This window comes from Acidovorax sp. 62 (assembly GCF_002754495.1).
Classification (GTDB): Bacteria; Pseudomonadota; Gammaproteobacteria; order Burkholderiales; family Burkholderiaceae_C; genus Acidovorax.
On sequence record NZ_PEFJ01000001.1, the window covers coordinates 1844461 to 1863205 of the forward strand.

The window sequence follows — 18745 nt, forward strand, 5'->3', positions numbered from 1 at the left end:
TTCTTCAAGGGGCAGAAACGCCCCGCTCCACATCATCAAAACCGGGGACCGGCGGAGGCTCGCGCCGCGCAATGGTGAACGTGAACTCCGCGCCGCCCCCTTCCACACTGGCAGCAGTAATTGTGCCGCCATGCGCTTGCACGACGGCCTTGCAGATTGCCAGGCCCAGGCCTACACCCGGGGTTGCCGATTCCGTCTGCCCCCGTGTGAATTTTTCAAACAGGGTGTGCTCCCTGCCCCGCACCGAAGCTGGCAAGCCTGGGCCATGGTCTCGCACCTTCAGCACCAGCATGTTGTCTGTGGTGGATGCTTTCACCACCACCGGCCCCGCGCCGTATTTGGCCGCATTCTCCAGAAGGTTGACCAGCACGCGCTCGATGAGCACAGGGTCAAACTCCACCAGCGGCAGGTCGGCGGGCAACTCAGTGCGCACGGGCATGTCGCCCAGCGCTGGCCTGGCGGCGCGGATGGCAGAGCCAACCACCTCTTCCACAGACTGCCAGTCCCGCCGCAGATTGACGGCCTGCCCCGACACATCGCTCTCCAGCCGCGCCATGTCCAGCAGGTTGCTGACCAGCGCATTGAGCTGGTGCGCCTGGTGCACGATGGCTTTGGCCACGGCGTCTGTCTCTTGCGGCGGCGCGCTCTGCAGCGTTTCGGCGAGCGTGATCAAGGCCGTGAGGGGGGTGCGCACATCGTGCGACACCGCACCCAGCAAGGCATTGCGCAGCCGCTCTGACTCCATGTCCACCACGGCCTGCTGCGCAATGTCCACGTAGTGCACACGCTCCAGGGCAATGGAGATCTGCCGGGCCAGGGTGTCGAGCTGCTGCGCCTGCTCGGGGATCAGCAGCCAGCGGGGCTGCACAGGCTCCAGCGCCAGCACGCCACGCACACGCATGGGGGCCTTCAGCGGCACATAGCGCCAGGTCTGTGCGGCCAGGGTGTTGGTGGCCAGGCCCGCGCTCTGGCCCTGGCGCAACGTCCAGTCCGCCACACTTTTGTCAAAACCCGGCGGCAGGTCATCAGGGTATTGAAGGCGATCCGACGCGTCCAGCGCCACCACCACGGCGCGGCCCCCAAAATGCCCCTGCACGGCCGCCGCACCAATCTCGATAACCTGGCTGGTCTCCAGCGCTGCGGACAGCTCGCGTGTGAGCTCAAAGAGAGACTGGGCCCGCCGCTCCCGGCTGATCGACACTCCGGCGGCAAATCGCAACCCGGCGGTGAGCTGCCCCACCAGCAGCCCCACGCCCAGCATCACCGCAAAAGTGACGATGTACTGCACATCGCTCACCGCGAACGACAGGCGCGGCGAGACGAAGAAGAAATCGAACGCCAGCACATTCAGCAGAGCCGCCATGGCCGCGGGCACGCGGCCAAAACGCATGGCCACCACGACAACCCCCACCAGGTAGAGCATCACGATGTTGGTCAGCTCCAGCAAACCATGCAGCGGTGTCGCCAGCACCGTGACGGCAATGCTGGCGCCCAGCGCCCACAAAAACCCTTGCCAGTGATAACGCCCTGCACCGTGCTCGCCCACATCCCCATCATCATCCAGGCCAAGGTTGCGGTCCCACAGCACCTGTGGAAGGCGCCGCGAACTGCCCGCATGCGCTGCCTCGACGATGTCGAGCGAAGGCGCCCGTTCGGCCAACTCGCGCGCAACACCTTTGGAGGCGAGAAGTTTGCGCCACCCCACCCGCGCGGCGGGGCGCCCCAGCACCAGGGTGGCGCAGTTCAGATGCAGCGCCTGGGCCGCCAGGGCGGGCGCCACGCGGTCGCCCGTGAGCACGGCCGTTTCGGCACCCAGCTCCTGCGCCAGCTGCAGCACGGCCAGAATCTTATCGCGCTGGGCTGCGCCCAAGCGCTGCAGCCTTGGCGTCTCCACATAGGCGGCATGCCACTTCACGTTGAGCTGCCCCGCCAGGCGGGCAGCTGTGCGCACTGTCTGTGCCGCGTCTTCGTGGGGCCCGACACAGGCCAGGATGCTGCCCGAGGTGTTCCAGGCACTGGCCACGCGGCTGCCGGAAGCCCCCGACTGCTCCACCCGCCAGCCCAGCACATCGTCTTCCACATGCTCCGCCGTACGCCGCAGGGCGATCTCGCGCAAGGCGATCAGGTTGCCCTTGCGGAAGAAGCTCTGCGCCGCACGTTCGGCCTGCTGGGGCACGTAGACCTTGCCAGCGCCCAGGCGGGCGATCAGCTCGTCGGGCGTGGCATCGACCAGCACCACTTCATCGGCGTTGTCCAGAACGGTGTCGGGCACCGTTTCGTGCACGCGCACACCGGTGATGGCCCCCACCGTGCCGTTCAGGCTCTCCAGATGCTGAACATTGAGTGCGGTCCACACGTCGATGCCAGCGACCAGCAGCTCCTGCACATCCTGCCAGCGCTTGGCGTGGCGGGAACCCTGCACGTTGGAGTGCGCGAGTTCGTCCACCAGCAAGATGGCGGGCTTGCGGGCCAGGGCTGCGTCGAGGTCAAACTCGGAGAGGCTCCGCCCCCGGTACTCCACCTGCTTCAGGGGCAGGGATTCCAGCCCGTCCAGCAACGCAGCGGTTTCCGCGCGACCATGGGTTTCCACCACGCCGATGAGGATGTCGCGCCCGGCGCGCCGCTCGCGCTGCGCGGCGCTGAGCATGGCCCAGGTCTTGCCGACCCCGGCATTGGCACCAAAGTAGATGCGTAGCTTGCCCCGCTGGGTCTGCGCTTCCTGGGCACGCAGTTGCGCAATCAAGGCGTCGGGGTCGGGGCGCTGGATGTCAGTCATGCATCAACGAGTATCGGTGCCAAAAGTCAGCGCACGTCAGCGCAAGCTATCGAGGGCCAGGTTCAGCGCAAGGACGTTCACCCGGGGTTCACCCAGCAGCCCCCACAAGGGTTGCTCCGCGTGCTGGCCAATCACGGCGTTCACGCTGGCCACCGGCAGGTTGCGGGCGCGCGCCACGCGCCCTGCCTGGTACTGCGCCGCAGCCAGGCTGATGTGCGGGTCCAGGCCACTGGCAGAGGCGGTGACCAGGTCCACCGGCACGGGGGCCGTGTTGCCGGGGTCGGCCGCGCGCAGGGCTTCCACACGCGCTTTCACGGCATCAGTCAGCGCCGGATTGAGCGGCCCCTGGTTGGAGCCGCCAGACGCAGCCGCGTTGTACGGCATGGGCGCCGTTGCGGATGGACGACCCCAAAAATGCTGGGGGTCGGTAAAGCTCTGGCCGATCAGCGTCGAACCGACCACCTGGCCATTGCGCTGCACCAGGCTGCCAGCTGCCTCCTTGGGGAACACGGCCTGGGCAGCGCCCGTCACGGCCAACGGGTAGAGCAAGCCGGTCAACACGCTCAACAAGGCAAACAGCACCAGCGCGGGGCGAAGAATGTTTTTCATCAGAATCTCCTCAGATCAGCCCGACGGCCACAAGTATCCAGTCAATCAGCTTGATGCCCACAAACGGCACCAAGAGCCCGCCCAGCCCATAGATGGCCAGGTTGCGCCGCAGCAGCGCAGCCGCGCCCACCGGGCGGTAGCGCACGCCGCGCAGTGCCAGGGGAATCAGGAACACGATCACCAGCGCATTGAAGATCACGGCCGACAGGATGGCGGACGACGGGCTTGCCAGCTGCATGACGTTGAGCGCGGACAGCTGCGGGTAGGTGGACACAAAGATGGCCGGCACGATCGCGAAATATTTCGCCACGTCGTTCGCAATGGAGAAGGTGGTCAGCGAGCCGCGTGTCATCAAAAGCGCCTTGCCTGTCTCCACCACCTCTAGCAGCTTCGTCGGGTTGGAGTCCAGGTCCACCATGTTGCCGGCTTCCTTGGCGGCCTGCGTGCCACTGCCCATGGCCACAGCCACGTCGGCCTGGGCCAGCGCGGGGGCATCGTTGGTGCCGTCGCCGGTCATGGCCACCAGGCGGCCTTCGGCCTGGTACTTGCGGATCAGCTCCAGCTTGTCTTCGGGTGTGGCTTCCGCCAGGAAGTCGTCCACCCCCGCCTCGGCTGCGATGGCCGCCGCCGTGAGCTTGTTGTCGCCGGTGATCATCACGGTCTTGATGCCCATGCGGCGCAGCTCGATGAAGCGCTCCTTGATGCCCGCCTTGACGATGTCCTTGAGTTCGACAATGCCCAGCACGTGGCTGCCATCGGCCACCGCCAGGGGCGTGCTGCCCCGCAAGGCCACCTGGTCGGCCGCGCTCATGACTTCCTGCGGCATCTTGCCGCCCAGGGCTTCCACATGTTTGGCAAGTGCCAGCACCGCCCCCTTGCGCAGCATGGTGACAGCAGATTCGGGCTGCCCTTCGCCTGCGGGCAGGTCCACGCCGCTCATGCGGGTCTGGGCTGTGAACGGCACCAGCTTGACGCCCTGCGGGTTCTGGCCCTCCACGCCAGCGCGGCGGGCCAGCTCCACAATGCTGCGGCCTTCAGGCGTTTCATCTGCCAGCGATGCCAGCAACGCGGCGCGCGCGAGGCGGTCTTTGGACACACCCGGCGCTGGCAGAAACGCGCTGGCCTGGCGGTTGCCGTGGGTGATGGTGCCGGTCTTGTCCAGCAGCAGCACATCCACATCACCGGCCGCCTCCACGGCACGGCCCGAGGTGGCGATCACGTTGGCCTGCATCATGCGGCTCATGCCGGCCACCCCCACGGCAGACAGCAGGCCGCCAATGGTGGTGGGGATCAGACACACCAGCAGCGCCACCAGCGCGGTCAGCGAGACCACCGTGCCCGCGCCCGACGCCTGCACGCTGAAGATCGAGAACGGCAGCAGGGTCACGGTGACGACCAGGAACACGATGGTCAATGCCACCAGCAAAATGGTCAGCGCGATCTCATTGGGCGTCTTCTGGCGCTTGGCGGCTTCTACCATGCCGATCATCCGGTCGAGGAACGACTCGCCCGGGTTCACCGCCACACGCACCACCAGCCAGTCCGACAACACGCGGGTGCCGCCAGTGACGGCAGAAAAATCACCACCGGATTCGCGCACCACAGGGGCCGATTCGCCGGTGATGGCGCTCTCGTCCACCGAGGCCACGCCCTCGATCACCTCGCCGTCCAGCGGGATCACGTCACCCGCCTCCACCAGCACCACGTCTCCCCGGCGCAGGTTGGTGGCCAGCTCGGGCAAAAATGCAGCGCCGTGCACAGGCTCCTTGAGCTTCTTGGCCCAGGTCTCCTTGCGCAGCCCGCGCAGCGAGGCTGCCTGCGCCTTGCTGCGACCTTCTGCCAGCGCCTCGGCAAAGTTGGCAAACAACACGGTAAACCACAGCCAGACCGTGATGGCCAGCACAAACGCTGGGCGCATGCTGGCGTCCTCTGGCGCATTGAGTGCATGCAGCCACAGCAGCGTGGTGAAGATGCTGCCGATGTACACGATGAACATCACCGGGTTGCGCCACTGCACAAACGGGCTCAACTTGGCCAGCGCTCCCCAGAGCGCAGTCTTGATGAGTGCTGCATCCAGCAGCGAAATGGAAGAAGTTTTTTTCTTGGTCATTGCCATACCTCACTGAACCCGGAGCATCAGGTGCTCCACCATCGGACCCAGGGCCAGGGAGGGCACGTAGTTGAGAAGACCCACCAGAAGCACGGTGCCGATCAGCAGCGTGACAAACAACGGCCCGTGCGTGGGCATGGTGCCCGCCGTGGCAGGCAAGCGCTTTTTGGCCGCGAGCGAACCCGCAATGGCCAGCACCGGCACGATCACGCCAAAACGGCCCAGCCACATCGCCAGCCCCAGCAGCACGTTGTAGAACGGTGTGTTGGCCGACAGGCCTGCAAAGGCGCTGCCGTTGTTGTTTGCGGCCGAGGTCAGCGCATACAAAATTTCAGAGAACCCATGCGCGCCCGGGTTGGCGATGCCCGCCCTGCCCGCATCCGTGGCTACGGCAATTGCCGTACCCACCAGCACCAGGATGGGCGTGACCAGGATGGCCGCCGAGGTGAGCTTCATCTCGCGCACCTCGATCTTCTTGCCCAGGTACTCCGGCGTGCGGCCAATCATGAGGCCCGCCATGAACACCGCCAGGATGGCGAACACCAGCATGCCGTACAGGCCCGTGCCCACGCCACCAAACACCACCTCACCCAGCTGCATCAGCACCAGCGGCACCATACCGCCCAGAGGCGTGAAGGAATCGTGCATGGAGTTCACGGCACCACATGAAGCGGCAGTGGTCACGGCGGCAAACAGGGCCGACGCGTTGATGCCGAACCGCACCTCCTTGCCTTCCATGTTGCCCCCCGCTTGCAAGGCACTGGCGGTTTGCTCCACGCCCAGGCCCACCCATTGCGGATTGCCGACTTTCTCAGCGGAAACCACAGCGATCACGGCCACCACAAACATCACCGTCATGGCCGCCAGGATCGCAAAGCCCTGGCGCTGGTCGCCCACAACGCGGCCGAACGCAAAACACAGTGCAGCGGGAATCAGAAAAATCGCCAGCATCTGCACGAAGTTGGTCATGGCCGTCGGATTCTCATAGGGATGGGCGGAGTTGGCATTGAAAAAGCCGCCTCCGTTGGTGCCCAGCATCTTGATGGCTTCCTGCGATGCCACCGGGCCCATGGCCAGGGTCTGGGTGTTGCTTGTCTTGGCTTCCATCACCGGCGCGCCATCGCTGCCCACCACCGGCTGGCCCGATGCGTCGAGCTTCGGCACTTCATAGGCCGTTGACTCCAGCGTCGCCACATCCTTGTAGGCGTCAAAGTTCTGGATCACCCCCTGCCCGACCAGCACCATGGAAATCACAAACGCGATGGGCACCAGCACCCATGCCGTGATGCGCGTGACATCGGCCCAGAAGTTGCCCACAAAGCCCTGGCCATCGGTGCTGCGCGCTGCAAAGCCGCGCGCCAGCGCAAACGCCACGGCGATGCCGGTGGCCGCCGAGAAGAAGTTCTGCACCGACAGGCCCAGCATCTGCGTGAGGTAGCTCATGGTGGACTCGCCCCCATAGCCCTGCCAGTTGGTGTTGGAGACAAAGCTGATGGCAGTGTTGAAAGAAGAATCACCCGACACTGCGGCCATGCCCTGCGGATTGAGCGGCAGCAGGTGCTGCAAACGCTGCAGGCCATACACCGCAAAAGCGCCGATGGCATTGAAAGCTAGCAGCGCCAGCGCATAGCTGCGCCAATGCATCATCTGATCCGGCGCGACCCCGGCCAGCTTGTACAACGGTTTTTCGGCGGCATGCATCCACCTCGGCAGGCGGCCTTCACACACTGCGGCCAGCCACTTGCCCAGCGGCCACGCCAGCACGCCCAGCACGATCAAGAAGAGCCCCAGCAGGCTCCAGGCAGAGGTATCCATGTCAGAACTCCTCCGCGCAGATCAGCGCAAACACCAGATAGGCCAGCAAGACCAGGGCCACGATGGCGCCAAAGCCATAAAGCACTTCCATGCCGATCATGAACGCGCCCCCTTGGCCGGGCCATATTTGCCCAGCAAAACCACGGCCTCAGCCATGACCACCCACAACGCCGCCAGTGCGGCCATCCATATCACGTCCATCGACAACTCCTGCATCAGAACAGGTGTTTGATTCTGAGAAGGTGGCCGTAAAAAGTGTGCACAGACTGAAGGGAGAGCCGTAAAAACGGCGTAAAAATCCAGAGCAAGACGCCGGATCGCAGAAGCGCCTACAACCATCCCGCCCTGCGAAAACGGTAGTACAAATAACCGCAGGTGCCGGCGATGAGTGTCAGCGCCGCCGCATAGCCATAGCGCCATTTCAGCTCGGGCATGCTATCGAAGTTCATGCCCCAGATGCCCGCGAATGCCGTGCACACGGCGAACAGGCTGGCCCATGCGGCCAGGCGCTTGACGACCTCCCCATCCTCGATGGTGACCATGGAAAGGTTGACGTGGATGGCGGTGCCGATCGTGTCGCGAATGGAGTCAATCGAGGTGTTGATCCGGCTCAGGTGGTCCACCACGTCACGGAAGTATTCCTGCGAGCCCATGCAGATCTGCGGAACACGCCCGCCGTGCAGCTTGGCCGTCCCTTCCAGCAACGGTGCCACCGCATGCTTGAGCACCGTGAGGCGCTGCTTGAGTTCATACAGCCGCCGGATGCTGGCTCGCGCAGCGCCTTGCGTAAAAATCTGCTGCTCGATGGTTTCCAGCTCCACCTCCAGCGCATCAATGACGGGGAAGTAGCGGTCCACCACCGCATCCATGAGTGCGTACAACACAAAGCCCGGCCCATTGCGCAATAGCTCGGGTTCCTGCTCGCAGCGTGCACGCACATCCACAAAGCCACGTTGACTGCGGTTGCGCACCGACACCACATAGTTCTTGCCAACAAAAACATTGAGTTCGCCAAGCCGTGACACCGGGTCGGCAGCACCGCTGGATTCGAGCAAGTGCAGCACCACGAAGAGGGAGGATGCGTACTCTTCGACCTTGGGCCGCTGATGGCCATGCCGGGCGTCTTCTACCGCCAATGGGTGCAGGCCGAACTCGGCCTGCAGCTCATCCAGTTCTTCGGCCGTTGCATCCTGCAAGGCCACCCACACGAAACACCCAGGCAGCGACATGTGCTCGCTAATCTCGCTGACGGGGATGTCGGCCAGCTTGGTGCCATTCTCGTAAACAACACAATTGATCAACACCGTAGCACTCCTTGCAACACAGACTTGAAGATGCCAGCGATCTTGCCATTGCCACCACGCCCCGCACCCACGGGCTTGCGCAACATTTACGGGGTGGGCTGCAATTTTTGCGAACTTTATACGCAGGCTTTTCTACGCTTGCGCTCTTGTCTTTTTCTCAAAACTTGCTGCCATGAATCCCGCTTCTTCCAAAGTATTCGCCGTCGCCCTGCTGGCCGCGCTGCCCACGCTAGCCAGTGCCCAGCTCACCGGCAACGTCAGCCTGACCACTAACTACAAGTTCCGTGGCCAGGACCAGGATGCCACCAAGGCCAAGGCCATCAAGCCCGCGCTGCAAGGCGGCTTAGACTACGCCTTTGGCGACAGCGGCTGGTACGTGGGCAACTGGAACTCCAGCGTGGACTGGCTGGCCAACAATTCGCTCGAATCCGACCTGTATGGCGGCTACAAATTCAAGGCTGCAGACGCCGACTTCGACGTGGGCGCGCAGACCTACATCTACCCCAGCAACAGCAACGGCAATACCACCGAGCTGTATGGCGCGGCCACCATGGGGCCCTTCACCGCCAAGTATTCGCACACCCTCTCCAAGGACTACTTCGGCTTTGCCGGCGCCAAGTCCGGCTCGGGCCTGAAGGGCCGCAACACGGGCTACCTGAACTTCGGCTTTGCCCAAGAAGTGGCGCCCAGCATCACCGTGAAGGCCTCGGTGGGCTTCACGCGTTTTGCCAGCGACATCAAGGACCTGGGCGTACCCAACTACATGGACTACCAATTGGGCGGTGCGTATGACTTCGGCGGTGGCCTGTCGCTGGGTGCGGCCGTGGTCGGCGCCAACAGAAAGGCCTTCTTCGGCCACGTCAACAAATCGCGCGTGATTGTCACGCTGACCAAAACCCTGTAGCCCTCCTACTCATCGGGTGCCTGTCGCACGCCTTCACAACGTGCACCGCAACGCCCGCTCCCCCGCCACGCGCAGCCGCTCCTGCAGCGACGCGGGCGCCAGCACCTCAAACTCCACATCCAGCGCCATGAGCCAGAACACCAGTGCATCGCTGGCCGCGCATTCCAGCTGGCACTGCTGCCCGTTGGCCAGCGTCGTGACCACACCGGCCGACTGCGGAATGCGCCGCGCCATTTCTGCATAAGGGGCATGCAGCACCACCCGCGCCTGGTCGGGGTGCGGCGCTGCGGTGATGGAGCGGGACACATACGCCTTGAGGTCGCCGCCGTCCGGCCCGGGGCGCGGTGAAAAATGCGCGCCGACTTCGGGCTTTGCCACCATGCGGTCGATGCGAAAGGTGCGCCAGTCGCCACGGTCGCAGTCCCAGGCCACCAGGTACCAGCGCATGCCAGTGTGCACCACGCCCTGCGGCTCCACCGAGCGCTGGGTAGCGCGCCCCTTGCCGTCTTCGTACGAGAAGCCAAGCCGCAACTGGTCGCGGCAGGCCGATGCCAGCGTGGCCAGCAGCGAGGCCTCCACCACGGGCCCGGTGCGGTCCAGCGGCAGGATGGTGGAGCGCAACGCGTCCACCTGCTCACGCAGCCGCAGAGGCATGGCCTGCTCCAGTTTCACCAAGGCACGCAAGGCGGGCTCTTCAATGCCGCCCACGGCACCCGCAGTGGCGGTGCGCAGCGCAATAGATACGGCCAGGGCTTCTTCATCGTCGAGCAGCAACGGGGGCAACGCCTGCCCCGCGCGAAAGGCATAGCCGCCCGCCACGCCACTGCTGGCCTGCACCGGGTAGCCCAGCTGGCGCAGGCGATCGATGTCGCGCCGCAGCGTGCGCGGATGCACTTCCAGCCGCTCGGCCAGCTCGGGGCCCATCCAGTGGCTGCGGGTTTGCAGCAGGGACAGCAGGCGCAACAGGCGTGTGGAAGAACTGAGCATGCCGCCACTGTACGTTGAATCGAGGACTGAAATTGTCCGCAATGGTTCTTACAGTGACTCCACCTTTTCTTCCACCACGACCAAGGAGTTTTCCATGTCCATCGTCCTTTACTGGCACCCCATGTCCAGCGCCACCCCGATTGCCTGCGCACTCACCGAGCTGGGCGTGCCCCACGAGCGCGTGAAGATCGACATCCGCACCGGCGAGCAGCGCCGCCCCGAATATCTCGCCCTGAACCCCAACGGCAAGGTCCCCACGCTGACGGTGGACGGTGCGCCCATGTTCGAGGCCCTGGCCATCCACCTGTGGCTGGGCCACCGCTACGGCATCGAGCGTGGCCTGTGGCCTGCCGCCGGCACGCCCGAGGCGCTGCAGGCGCTGTCGTGGTGCACTTGGTCCTATGTGACCTATGGCGCGCTGGTGGGCCGCCTGCACGTGGCCACCCAGGGCGAAGGAGTTTGGCGCAGCACCACCCAAGCCGAAGCCGTCATGCACGGGCTGAACGAATTGTTGGAGCTGCTGGATGCGCGGCTGGCCACACAACCCTGGATGTTGGGCGCCAACTACTCGCTGGTGGACCTGGTGGTGGGATCGGTGCTGGGCTACAGCGTGTTCCTGTGCGCGCCCGTCAATGCACACCCGCATGTGCAGGCCTGGCTGACACGCGTACAAGCCCGGCCTGCCATGCAGATCGAGGCCTGAAGCAAAGGCTGCCAAACGGGCAGCCCGGCCACCTACAGCAGCACGATGTCGTACTGCTCCTGCCCCATTGCGCTTTCGGCTTGCAGCGAGATGGGCTTTTTGATGAAGTCCGAGAGGCCGGCCAGGTGCTGGCTTTCTTCGTCCAGGAACAGCTCCACCACCCGCGCCGAGGCGACCACGCGGAACTCGCGCGGGTTGAACTGGCGGGCTTCGCGCAGGATCTCGCGCAGGATGTCGTAGCACACGCTGCGCGCGGTCTTCACGCTGCCCTTGCCCTGGCAGGCCTCGCAAGGCTCGCACAACATGTGGGCGAGCGACTCGCGGGTGCGCTTGCGCGTCATCTCCACCAGACCCAGTTGCGAGAAGGTGCCAGATGACATGGTCTTGACCCGGTCGCGCGCGAGCTGCTTCTTGAACTCGGACAGCACGGCCTGCTGGTGGTCTTCGCGCACCATGTCGATGAAGTCCACGATGATGATGCCGCCCAGGTTGCGCAGGCGCAGCTGGCGGGCAATGGCCTGCGCGGCCTCCAGGTTGGTCTTGAAGATGGTGTCGTCGAAATTGCGGGCACCCACGTAGCCACCGGTGTTCACGTCGATGGTGGTCAACGCCTCGGTCTGGTCCACGATGAGGTAGCCGCCCGACTTCAGCTCCACGCGCCGCCCCAGGGCCTTGGCCACTTCTTCGTCGATGGAGTACAGGTCAAAAATCGGCCGCTCGCCCTTGTAGTGCTGCAGCTTGCCTGCGGCGGCGGGCATGAACTCTTGCCCGAACGCGCGCAGGCGGTGGAACTGCTCCATCGAATCCAAACGGATGGTCTGCGTGTGATCACCCACGAGGTCGCGCAGCACGCGCTGCAGCAAATCCAGGTCCTGGTGCAAGAGCGAGCCCGCAGGCAGCTTGAGCGAGGCTTCCTTGATGCGCGCCCAGGTCTTGCGCAGGTAGGCGATGTCTTCGGCCAACTCTTCGTCCGTGGAGTCTTCGCCGTTGGTGCGCAGGATAAAGCCACCGCCCCCACCCGTGGACTTGTCACCCACCAGGGCCTGCAGGCGAGACCGAAGGGCATCGCGCTCGGCAGGCGGAATCTTTTGCGACACGCCCACATGGTCGTCCTGCGGCAAAAACACCAGCAGGCGGCCCGCGATGCTGATCTGTGTGGACAGCCGCGCGCCTTTGGTGCCGATGGGGTCCTTGATGACTTGCACCATGAGCGACTGCCCCTCGAACACCTGCTTTTCAATGGGCAGTTGCGGCTCGGTCTTGCGGGCAAACGATGGTGGTTCACCATCGGGCTGGCGGTGCCACACATCGGCCACATGCAAGAAGGCCGCACGCTCCAGGCCGATGTCGATGAAGGCCGACTGCATGCCCGGCAGCACGCGCGAGACCTTGCCCAGGTAGACGTTGCCCACCAGCCCGCGCTCGAGCGTGCGCTCCAGGTGCAGCTCTTGCACTGCGCCATGTTCCACCACGGCCACGCGGGTTTCCTGGGGTGACCAGTTGATCAGAATGTCTTGTTGGATGGAGGCGGCCATGGTGTGAATGCAGTGAGGACTTAGACAGCAAAACCGATGGAGCGCAGCAGCTGGGCCGTCTCAAACATAGGCAGGCCCATGATGCCTGAATAGCTGCCGTGCAGCACAGGGATGAAGGCAGCGGCTGCGCCTTGAATGCCATAGGCCCCGGCCTTGCCCAAGGGCTCGCCCGTGGCCACATAGGCGGTGATTTGCGCCGGGGTCAGCGATGCAAAGGTCACCTCAGACACCGACAAAGCCTGCAGCCGCTGGGCCACTGCGCCTTGCCCACCCTGCCCCGCCTGCACGGCCACCGCTGTGAGCACCCGGTGCGTCTGGCCCGACAGCTCGGCCAGCATGCGCGCCGCATGGGCGGCATCGTCGGGCTTGCCGTAGATGGTGGGGCCCAGCGCCACGGTGGTGTCGGAGCACAGGATGGGGGCTGAGGGCAGCCCACGGCGGGCGCAACGGGCCACAGCGGCATCGAGCTTGAGGCCGGTGACGCGCATGACGTAGTCGTCCGGGCTTTCGCCGGGCAACACGGCTTCGATGCCCTCAGCGTCTTCGACCACATCGCCCTGAACGTTGGGCAACAGCAGCTCATGGCGCACGCCCAGTTGCTCCAACAACTGGCGGCGGCGTGGGCTTTGGGAGGCGAGGTAGATGAAGTCGGGCATGAACAGATTTTGAAAAAAAATCGGCTGAGGGAGCCTCTGCACGAATCGAGCGGTAAGTGTGCGCTGCGGATCGGGATGGGCCGCTAGGCGCAAGACGCAGCAATAGCCGTAGCTATTGCGAGTACTTGCAACAACGCAGACCGCCCGAGACCGCAGATGCGCACGACGCGATGATACGTGCAGAGACTCCCGAACGCTTATCCATCAAGCGCTAGCAGCTATAAAAACAAGAGCAATTTGTAAGCCAGCGCAAAGCACGCACGCCTCACTCGCGGTGGTAAGGGTGCCCAGCGTTCACCGACCAGGCCCGGTACAGCTGCTCGATCAGCAGCACACGCACCATGGCGTGGGGCAGCGTCAAATCCGACAGGCGGATGCGTTCGTGTGCCGCCTGGCGAAAGGCTGGGTCCAGCCCATCGGGGCCGCCAATGACCAGGGCCACGTCGTCGCCACCCAGCTGCCAACCCTTGAGCCGGTCTGCCAGGGCCTTGGTGGTGAGGTTGGTACCGCGCTCGTCCAGTGCCACCACGCGAGTGCCGCGTGGGATGGCGGCTTCGATGCGCTCACGCTCGGCGGCGTACAGCGTCTCCAGCGTCTTGGAGCCGCGTGGCTCGGTTTTAACGGCCTTGAGCTCCACCTTGAGCTCCGGCGGAAAGCGTTTGGCGTAGTCGTCGTAGGCGGTTTGTGCCCAATCGGGCACCCGCTGCCCGACGGCAACAATCAGCAGCTTCATGGATCAACCTGGGTGCGTGAAAAAGACAGCGCGCTACGCGCCCAGACACTCTGGGTGCGCAGCGCGCAGGCCCATCAACCCTTGCGGGCCGGGGCCTTTTTGGCGGCGGGCTTTGCAGCAGACTTGGCTGCAGCTTTCGGTGCGGCCTTGGCTGCGGTTTTTGCAGCAGGCTTGGCCGCTGCGCGTGCGGGGGCCTTGGCGGCGGGCGACTTCTTGGCCGCAGGCTTCTTGGCGCCCACAGGTTTGACGACCACGGTCTTGACCGGTGCCTTGGTGGCTGCGGGCTTCTTGGCGGCTGTGGTTCCTGCTGCCTTGTTGGCAGGTTTGGCAGCGGTGGTCTTGGAGGAGGCTTTGGCTGTGGGCTTGGCGGCAGCGGTTTTGGCCGGTGCCGCTTTTGCAGCTGTTTTAGCGGCGGTCTTGGCCACAGCCTTCACGGTGGCCTTGCCAGAGCGGGCAGGCGCTGCAGGTGCAGCCGCCGCCTTTTTGGCGGGTGCTTTCTTGGCTGCAGTCTTCGCATCCGACTTGGCAGCCTTCTGGGCCGACTTCTTGTCGGCCAGATCGGCGGCTGCCGTGGAAGACGGCTTGGCAGCACCCAGCTTCAGGCGCACGGGCACTTCGCCCCACAGTTCTTCCAGGCGGTAGTACTGGCGGATGGCGGGCTGCATGATGTGCGCCACGGCCGAGCCGCAGTCCACGATGATCCATTCGCCGTTGTCTTCACCCTCGATGCGGGGCTTGGAAAAACCCGCTTCCTTCACGGCGTCGCGCACGCTGGCGGCCAGCGCCTTGGTCTGGCGGTTGGAGGTGCCCGATGCCACGATCACCCGCTCAAACAGCGGCGACAGGTGCTCGGTGTTGAAGACCTGGATGTCTTGCGCCTTGACGTCTTCCAGGCCATCAACGATGGCACGCTGGAGCTTGGTCACGTCTTTTTTGGCAGCGGTTTCCGATTTGGTGGAGGTGGTCATCAGGCAGAGAAGTAGAAAGGGTGGAATCAATATAGCGCGCAACGCAGCGCACAGCCAGAGGGGCTACGCCTTGGGTGTTGCGCACGGGCGCAGAGGCGTTAATAGGTGTTTTTGGCCTCTTGCGCTTATAGATCAAGCGCTGCCAGCTATTGAAATTATAGCTTTTGGGCCGTGGCGGGGTTCAAGACCCCTGATTGGCATTCCCTAAAACACGGCAGTGCACTGGCTACAGCCAGTCGCGCCGCACCAAAAACTGTTGCATCAAGGCCGCTTCGGGCGAGCCCGGCTCGGCTTGGCGCTGGTACGACCAGGCCACCAGCGGCGGCATGGACAGCAGGATCGACTCGGTGCGCCCGCCCGACTGCAGGCCAAAGTGCGTGCCCCGGTCCCACACCAGGTTGAACTCGACATAACGGCCCCGGCGGTAGAGCTGGAAGTCGCGCTCGCGCTCGCCATAGGGCGTGTCCTGGCGCTTTTTCACGATGGGCAGGTAGGCCTTGAGGAAGGCGTCGCCCACCGACTGCGTCATCGCCAGACTCTGCTCAAAGCCCAGCTCCGAAAAGTCGTCATAGAACACGCCGCCCACACCGCGCTGCTCGCTGCGGTGCTTGAGGTAGAAGTATTCGTCGCACCACTGCTTGAAGCGCGGGTACTTGTCGTCACCAAAGGCGCTGAGCGCATCGCGGCAGGTGCGGTGAAAGTGCACGGCGTCTTCCTCAAATCCGTAGTACGGCGTGAGGTCCATACCACCGCCAAACCAGCAGGTCGGCGCCTGTCCAGGGTGGCCGGCCGCAATCATGCGCACATTCATGTGCACCGTGGGCACATAGGGATTGCGCGGGTGGAACACCAGCGACACGCCCATGGCCTCAAACGGTGCACCCGCCAGCTCGGGCCGGTGCTGCGTGGCCGAGGGTGGCAGTTGCGGGCCCCGCACATGGCTGAAGCCACAGCCTGCGCGCTCGAACACCCGGCCGCCTTCCATGATCTTGGTGACGCCATCGCCCTGCAGCGGCTCGCCCGGTGGCTTGCTCCAGGCATCGGCCAAAAAGCGCGCCCCGCCCTCGCCTTCCACAGCCTCCAGCGCTTCGGTGATGCGCGCTTGCAGGCCCAGCAAGTAGCTGCGCACAGTGGCCACGGTGGTGGCGGGGTTCAATCCGGGTTGTTGCATTTTGGTGGTCCGTTGCGCGGGGTGCCAGGCACACCCGCAAACTGGCGCAGCGCAGGCACAAGAACCTATTCCAAGGCGCCGAACAAAAACAGCCCTGCCGCCGCGGCGCCCCTTGAGCGAGGGACGCCGTAGCGGCAAAAGAGGCATCACTTCACAGCGCGGTAGCCAATGTCGGTGCGGTACTGCGCGCCGTCGAACTGGATGTTCTTGGCCACTTCGTACACCTTTTGCTGTGCTTGCTTGACGGTGTCGGCCAGCGCCGTCACGCACAGCACGCGGCCGCCAGACACCTTCAACTGGCCATCCTCCAACGTGGAGCCTGCGTGGAACACCACGGCATGGTCCAAAGCCGTGTCCGACTCGTTGAACAGCGGCACCCCGGTGATCACATCGCCCTTGCGTGGGCTGTCTGGGTAGCCGTGCGCCGCCATGACCACACCCAAGGCGGTGCGGCGGTCCCACTGCAGCTCCAGCTGGTCAAGCTTGCCATCGGCGGCGGCGGCCATCACATCGCTGAAATCGCTTTTCAGGCGCATCAGAATGGGCTGGGTCTCTGGGTCGCCCATGCGGCAGTTGAATTCGAGCGTCTTGGGCTGGCCCTTGGCATCGATCATCAAGCCTGCGTACAAGAAGCCGGTGTAAGGGATGCCGTCTTTTTCCATGCCACGGATGGTGGGCAGGATGATTTCGCGCATGGCGCGGGCATGTACATCGGCCGTGACCACGGGCGCAGGCGAATACGCGCCCATGCCGCCGGTGTTGGGGCCTTCGTCGCCGTCCTTGAGGCGCTTGTGGTCCTGGCTGGTGGCCAGGGCCACCACGTTCTTGCCATCGCACAGCACGATGAAGGAGGCTTCTTCGCCTTCCAAAAACGCTTCAATCACCACGCGCGCACCGCCCTCGTTGTGCGCCACGCCGTACTTGTTGTCCACCAGCATGAAGTCCACGGCGTCGTGGGCTTCTTGCAGCGTCATGGCCACCACCACGCCCTTGCCAGCGGCCAGGCCATCGGCCTTGATGACGATGGGCGCGCCCAGGCGGTCCACAAAGGCGTGGGCTTCGGCCGGGTCGGTAAAGGTGTCGTAGTCGGCCGTGGGGATGCCGTGGCGGCGCATGAACGCCTTAGAGAAAGCCTTGGAGCTTTCCAGCTGCGCTGCCGCCTTGGTGGGGCCAAAAATACGCATGCCATTGGCGCGGAACTCGTCCACCACACCCGCGGCCAGCGGTGCCTCGGGGCCCACCACCGTCAGGGCGATCTTCTCGGCCTGGGCCCACTGGCGCAGCTCGCGCACATCGCTCAGGGCCACGTTTTCGAGCTTGGGGTTCAAAGCCGTGCCGCCATTGCCTGGGGCCACGTACACCTTCGTCACCTTGGGCGACTGGCTCAGTTTCCAGGCCATTGCGTGTTCACGGCCGCCGCCACCAATCACAAGTACTTTCATAGGAACCTTTAGTGAAATCCTGGCGCTGCAATGCACTATTGCCGACCGCCAAAATTCCGGATTAATCTCAGATATTCACTGAACCGCGCATCGCAAACAGGAGGATGCAACTGACGCGGCCAAGGCCAGTGCCACCGCGCAAGGGCCTACGCCGGCCGCACCGCCCCGCCGCGCTGGTGGCGTCCCCTCCCGCAAGCGAAGCGCAGCGAGAGAGGGGGAAGGCGCGAAGCGCCTCAGGGGGAGCTTCACAAAGCCGCGTTGTGATAAACCTCTTGCGTATCGTCCAGATCTTCCAGCACGTCCAGCAGCTTTTGCATCTTGGCGGCATCGTCGCCTGTCAGCTCAATCGTGTTCTCAGGCCGCATGGTCACACTGGCCACCTCAGGCGTCAGGCCTGCGGCTTCCAGGGCGTTCTTCACCGCTTCGAAGTCGGCCGGGGCCGTCAGCACTTCTACCGCGCCGTCGTCATCGGTCACCACGTCCTCAGCGCCCGCCTCCAGGGCCACCTCCATCACCTTGTCTTCGCTGGTGCCGGGGGCAAAAATCAGCTGACCACAGTGCTTGAACTGGAACACCACCGAGCCCTCGGTGCCCATGTTGCCACCGTGCTTGCTGAACGCGTGGCGCACTTCGGCCACGGTGCGCACACGGTTGTCGGTCATGGTGTCGATCATGATGGCGGCGCCACCAATGCCATAGCCTTCGTAGCGGATTTCTTCGTAGGTCAGGCCTTCGGCGTTGCCCGTGGCCTTGTCGATGTTGTATTTGATGCGGTCTGCGGGCATGTTGGCCGCCTTGGCCTTGTCCACCGCCAGGCGCAGGCGGGGGTTGGCAGACAGATCGCCGCCACCGGCACGGGCCGCCACAGTGATTTCACGAATGATGCGGGTCCAGATCTTGCCGCGTTTTTCATCCTGGCGCCCCTTACGGTGCTGGATATTCGCCCATTTACTGTGTCCTGCCACGAGAGATCCTTTTGTATTGATTTAATCTAGCCTGCTGATTTTACTTTTTGCCAGACACCGTACCCCG

General features: G+C 64.3%; 16 protein-coding genes. 2 read left to right on the forward strand and 14 right to left on the reverse strand.

Features of this window, described 5'->3' with window-relative positions:
• Window positions 1–4 precede the first annotated feature (4 nt).
• The 6 genes from CLU86_RS08240 to CLU86_RS08265 all read right to left on the reverse strand — a co-directional run bounded on the left by CLU86_RS08240 (window position 5) and on the right by CLU86_RS08265 (window position 8614).
• On the reverse strand, window positions 5–2776 hold the full coding sequence (locus tag CLU86_RS08240; protein WP_099741275.1) for a DUF4118 domain-containing protein: 2772 nt from the start codon (window positions 2774–2776) through the stop codon (window positions 5–7).
• A 36-nt stretch (window positions 2777–2812) separates the two neighbouring features.
• The gene (gene kdpC / locus CLU86_RS08245) at window positions 2813–3385 is read right to left on the reverse strand and encodes a potassium-transporting ATPase subunit KdpC (RefSeq protein ID WP_099741276.1); all 573 of its coding nucleotides are present in this window, start codon (window positions 3383–3385) and stop codon (window positions 2813–2815) included.
• A 10-nt stretch (window positions 3386–3395) separates the two neighbouring features.
• Complete coding sequence (gene kdpB / locus CLU86_RS08250; protein ID WP_099741277.1) at window positions 3396–5495, reverse strand: potassium-transporting ATPase subunit KdpB; 2100 nt, start codon at window positions 5493–5495, stop codon at window positions 3396–3398.
• A gap of 9 nt (window positions 5496–5504) precedes the next feature.
• Entirely contained in the window at window positions 5505–7310 is a 1806-nt protein-coding gene (gene kdpA, locus CLU86_RS08255; RefSeq protein WP_099741278.1) for a potassium-transporting ATPase subunit KdpA, read from the reverse strand.
• Between the two features lies 1 nt (window position 7311).
• A complete protein-coding gene (locus CLU86_RS08260; protein ID WP_099741279.1) occupies window positions 7312–7410 on the reverse strand; it encodes a potassium-transporting ATPase subunit F in 99 nt (32 codons plus the stop codon).
• Window positions 7411–7639: 229 nt separating this feature from the next.
• Complete coding sequence (locus CLU86_RS08265; RefSeq protein ID WP_099741280.1) at window positions 7640–8614, reverse strand: magnesium and cobalt transport protein CorA; 975 nt, start codon at window positions 8612–8614, stop codon at window positions 7640–7642.
• Between the two features lie 172 nt (window positions 8615–8786).
• On the opposite strand from CLU86_RS08265, the gene CLU86_RS08270 reads away from it, so the two are divergent.
• Window positions 8787–9518 carry a TorF family putative porin gene (locus tag CLU86_RS08270; protein ID WP_099741281.1) on the forward strand — a complete coding sequence of 244 codons (732 nt, stop codon included), beginning with the start codon at window positions 8787–8789 and terminating at the stop codon, window positions 9516–9518.
• Between the two features lie 33 nt (window positions 9519–9551).
• On the opposite strand, the gene CLU86_RS08275 is transcribed toward CLU86_RS08270, so the two are convergent.
• Window positions 9552–10505 carry a YafY family protein gene (locus tag CLU86_RS08275; RefSeq protein ID WP_099741282.1) on the reverse strand — a complete coding sequence of 318 codons (954 nt, stop codon included), beginning with the start codon at window positions 10503–10505 and terminating at the stop codon, window positions 9552–9554.
• A gap of 94 nt (window positions 10506–10599) precedes the next feature.
• Between CLU86_RS08275 and CLU86_RS08280 the strand changes: the two genes are divergently transcribed.
• Window positions 10600–11208, forward strand: a complete 609-nt coding sequence (locus CLU86_RS08280) for a glutathione S-transferase family protein (RefSeq protein ID WP_099741283.1) — start codon at window positions 10600–10602, stop codon at window positions 11206–11208.
• Window positions 11209–11240: 32 nt separating this feature from the next.
• Here CLU86_RS08280 and rng read toward each other — a convergent pair whose 3' ends face one another.
• The 7 genes from rng to CLU86_RS08315 all read right to left on the reverse strand — a co-directional run bounded on the left by rng (window position 11241) and on the right by CLU86_RS08315 (window position 18678).
• The gene (rng, locus tag CLU86_RS08285; protein ID WP_099743441.1) at window positions 11241–12731 is read right to left on the reverse strand and encodes a ribonuclease G; all 1491 of its coding nucleotides are present in this window, start codon (window positions 12729–12731) and stop codon (window positions 11241–11243) included.
• A 32-nt stretch (window positions 12732–12763) separates the two neighbouring features.
• Window positions 12764–13399, reverse strand: coding sequence for a nucleoside triphosphate pyrophosphatase (locus tag CLU86_RS08290; RefSeq protein ID WP_099741284.1), 636 nt, complete (start codon window positions 13397–13399; stop codon window positions 12764–12766).
• Window positions 13400–13664: 265 nt separating this feature from the next.
• Window positions 13665–14132, reverse strand: coding sequence for a 23S rRNA (pseudouridine(1915)-N(3))-methyltransferase RlmH (rlmH, locus tag CLU86_RS08295; RefSeq protein ID WP_066690244.1), 468 nt, complete (start codon window positions 14130–14132; stop codon window positions 13665–13667).
• A gap of 74 nt (window positions 14133–14206) precedes the next feature.
• Window positions 14207–15100, reverse strand: a complete 894-nt coding sequence (gene rsfS / locus CLU86_RS08300) for a ribosome silencing factor (protein WP_099741285.1) — start codon at window positions 15098–15100, stop codon at window positions 14207–14209.
• A gap of 226 nt (window positions 15101–15326) precedes the next feature.
• Window positions 15327–16271, reverse strand: coding sequence for an oxygen-dependent coproporphyrinogen oxidase (hemF, locus tag CLU86_RS08305; RefSeq protein ID WP_099741286.1), 945 nt, complete (start codon window positions 16269–16271; stop codon window positions 15327–15329).
• Between the two features lie 146 nt (window positions 16272–16417).
• Window positions 16418–17713 carry a phosphoribosylamine--glycine ligase gene (gene purD, locus CLU86_RS08310; RefSeq protein ID WP_099741287.1) on the reverse strand — a complete coding sequence of 432 codons (1296 nt, stop codon included), beginning with the start codon at window positions 17711–17713 and terminating at the stop codon, window positions 16418–16420.
• A 245-nt stretch (window positions 17714–17958) separates the two neighbouring features.
• Window positions 17959–18678 (reverse strand): YebC/PmpR family DNA-binding transcriptional regulator, encoded by a 720-nt coding sequence (locus CLU86_RS08315; protein WP_099655640.1) that lies wholly within the window; start codon window positions 18676–18678, stop codon window positions 17959–17961.
• Between the last annotated feature and the right edge of the window lie 67 nt (window positions 18679–18745).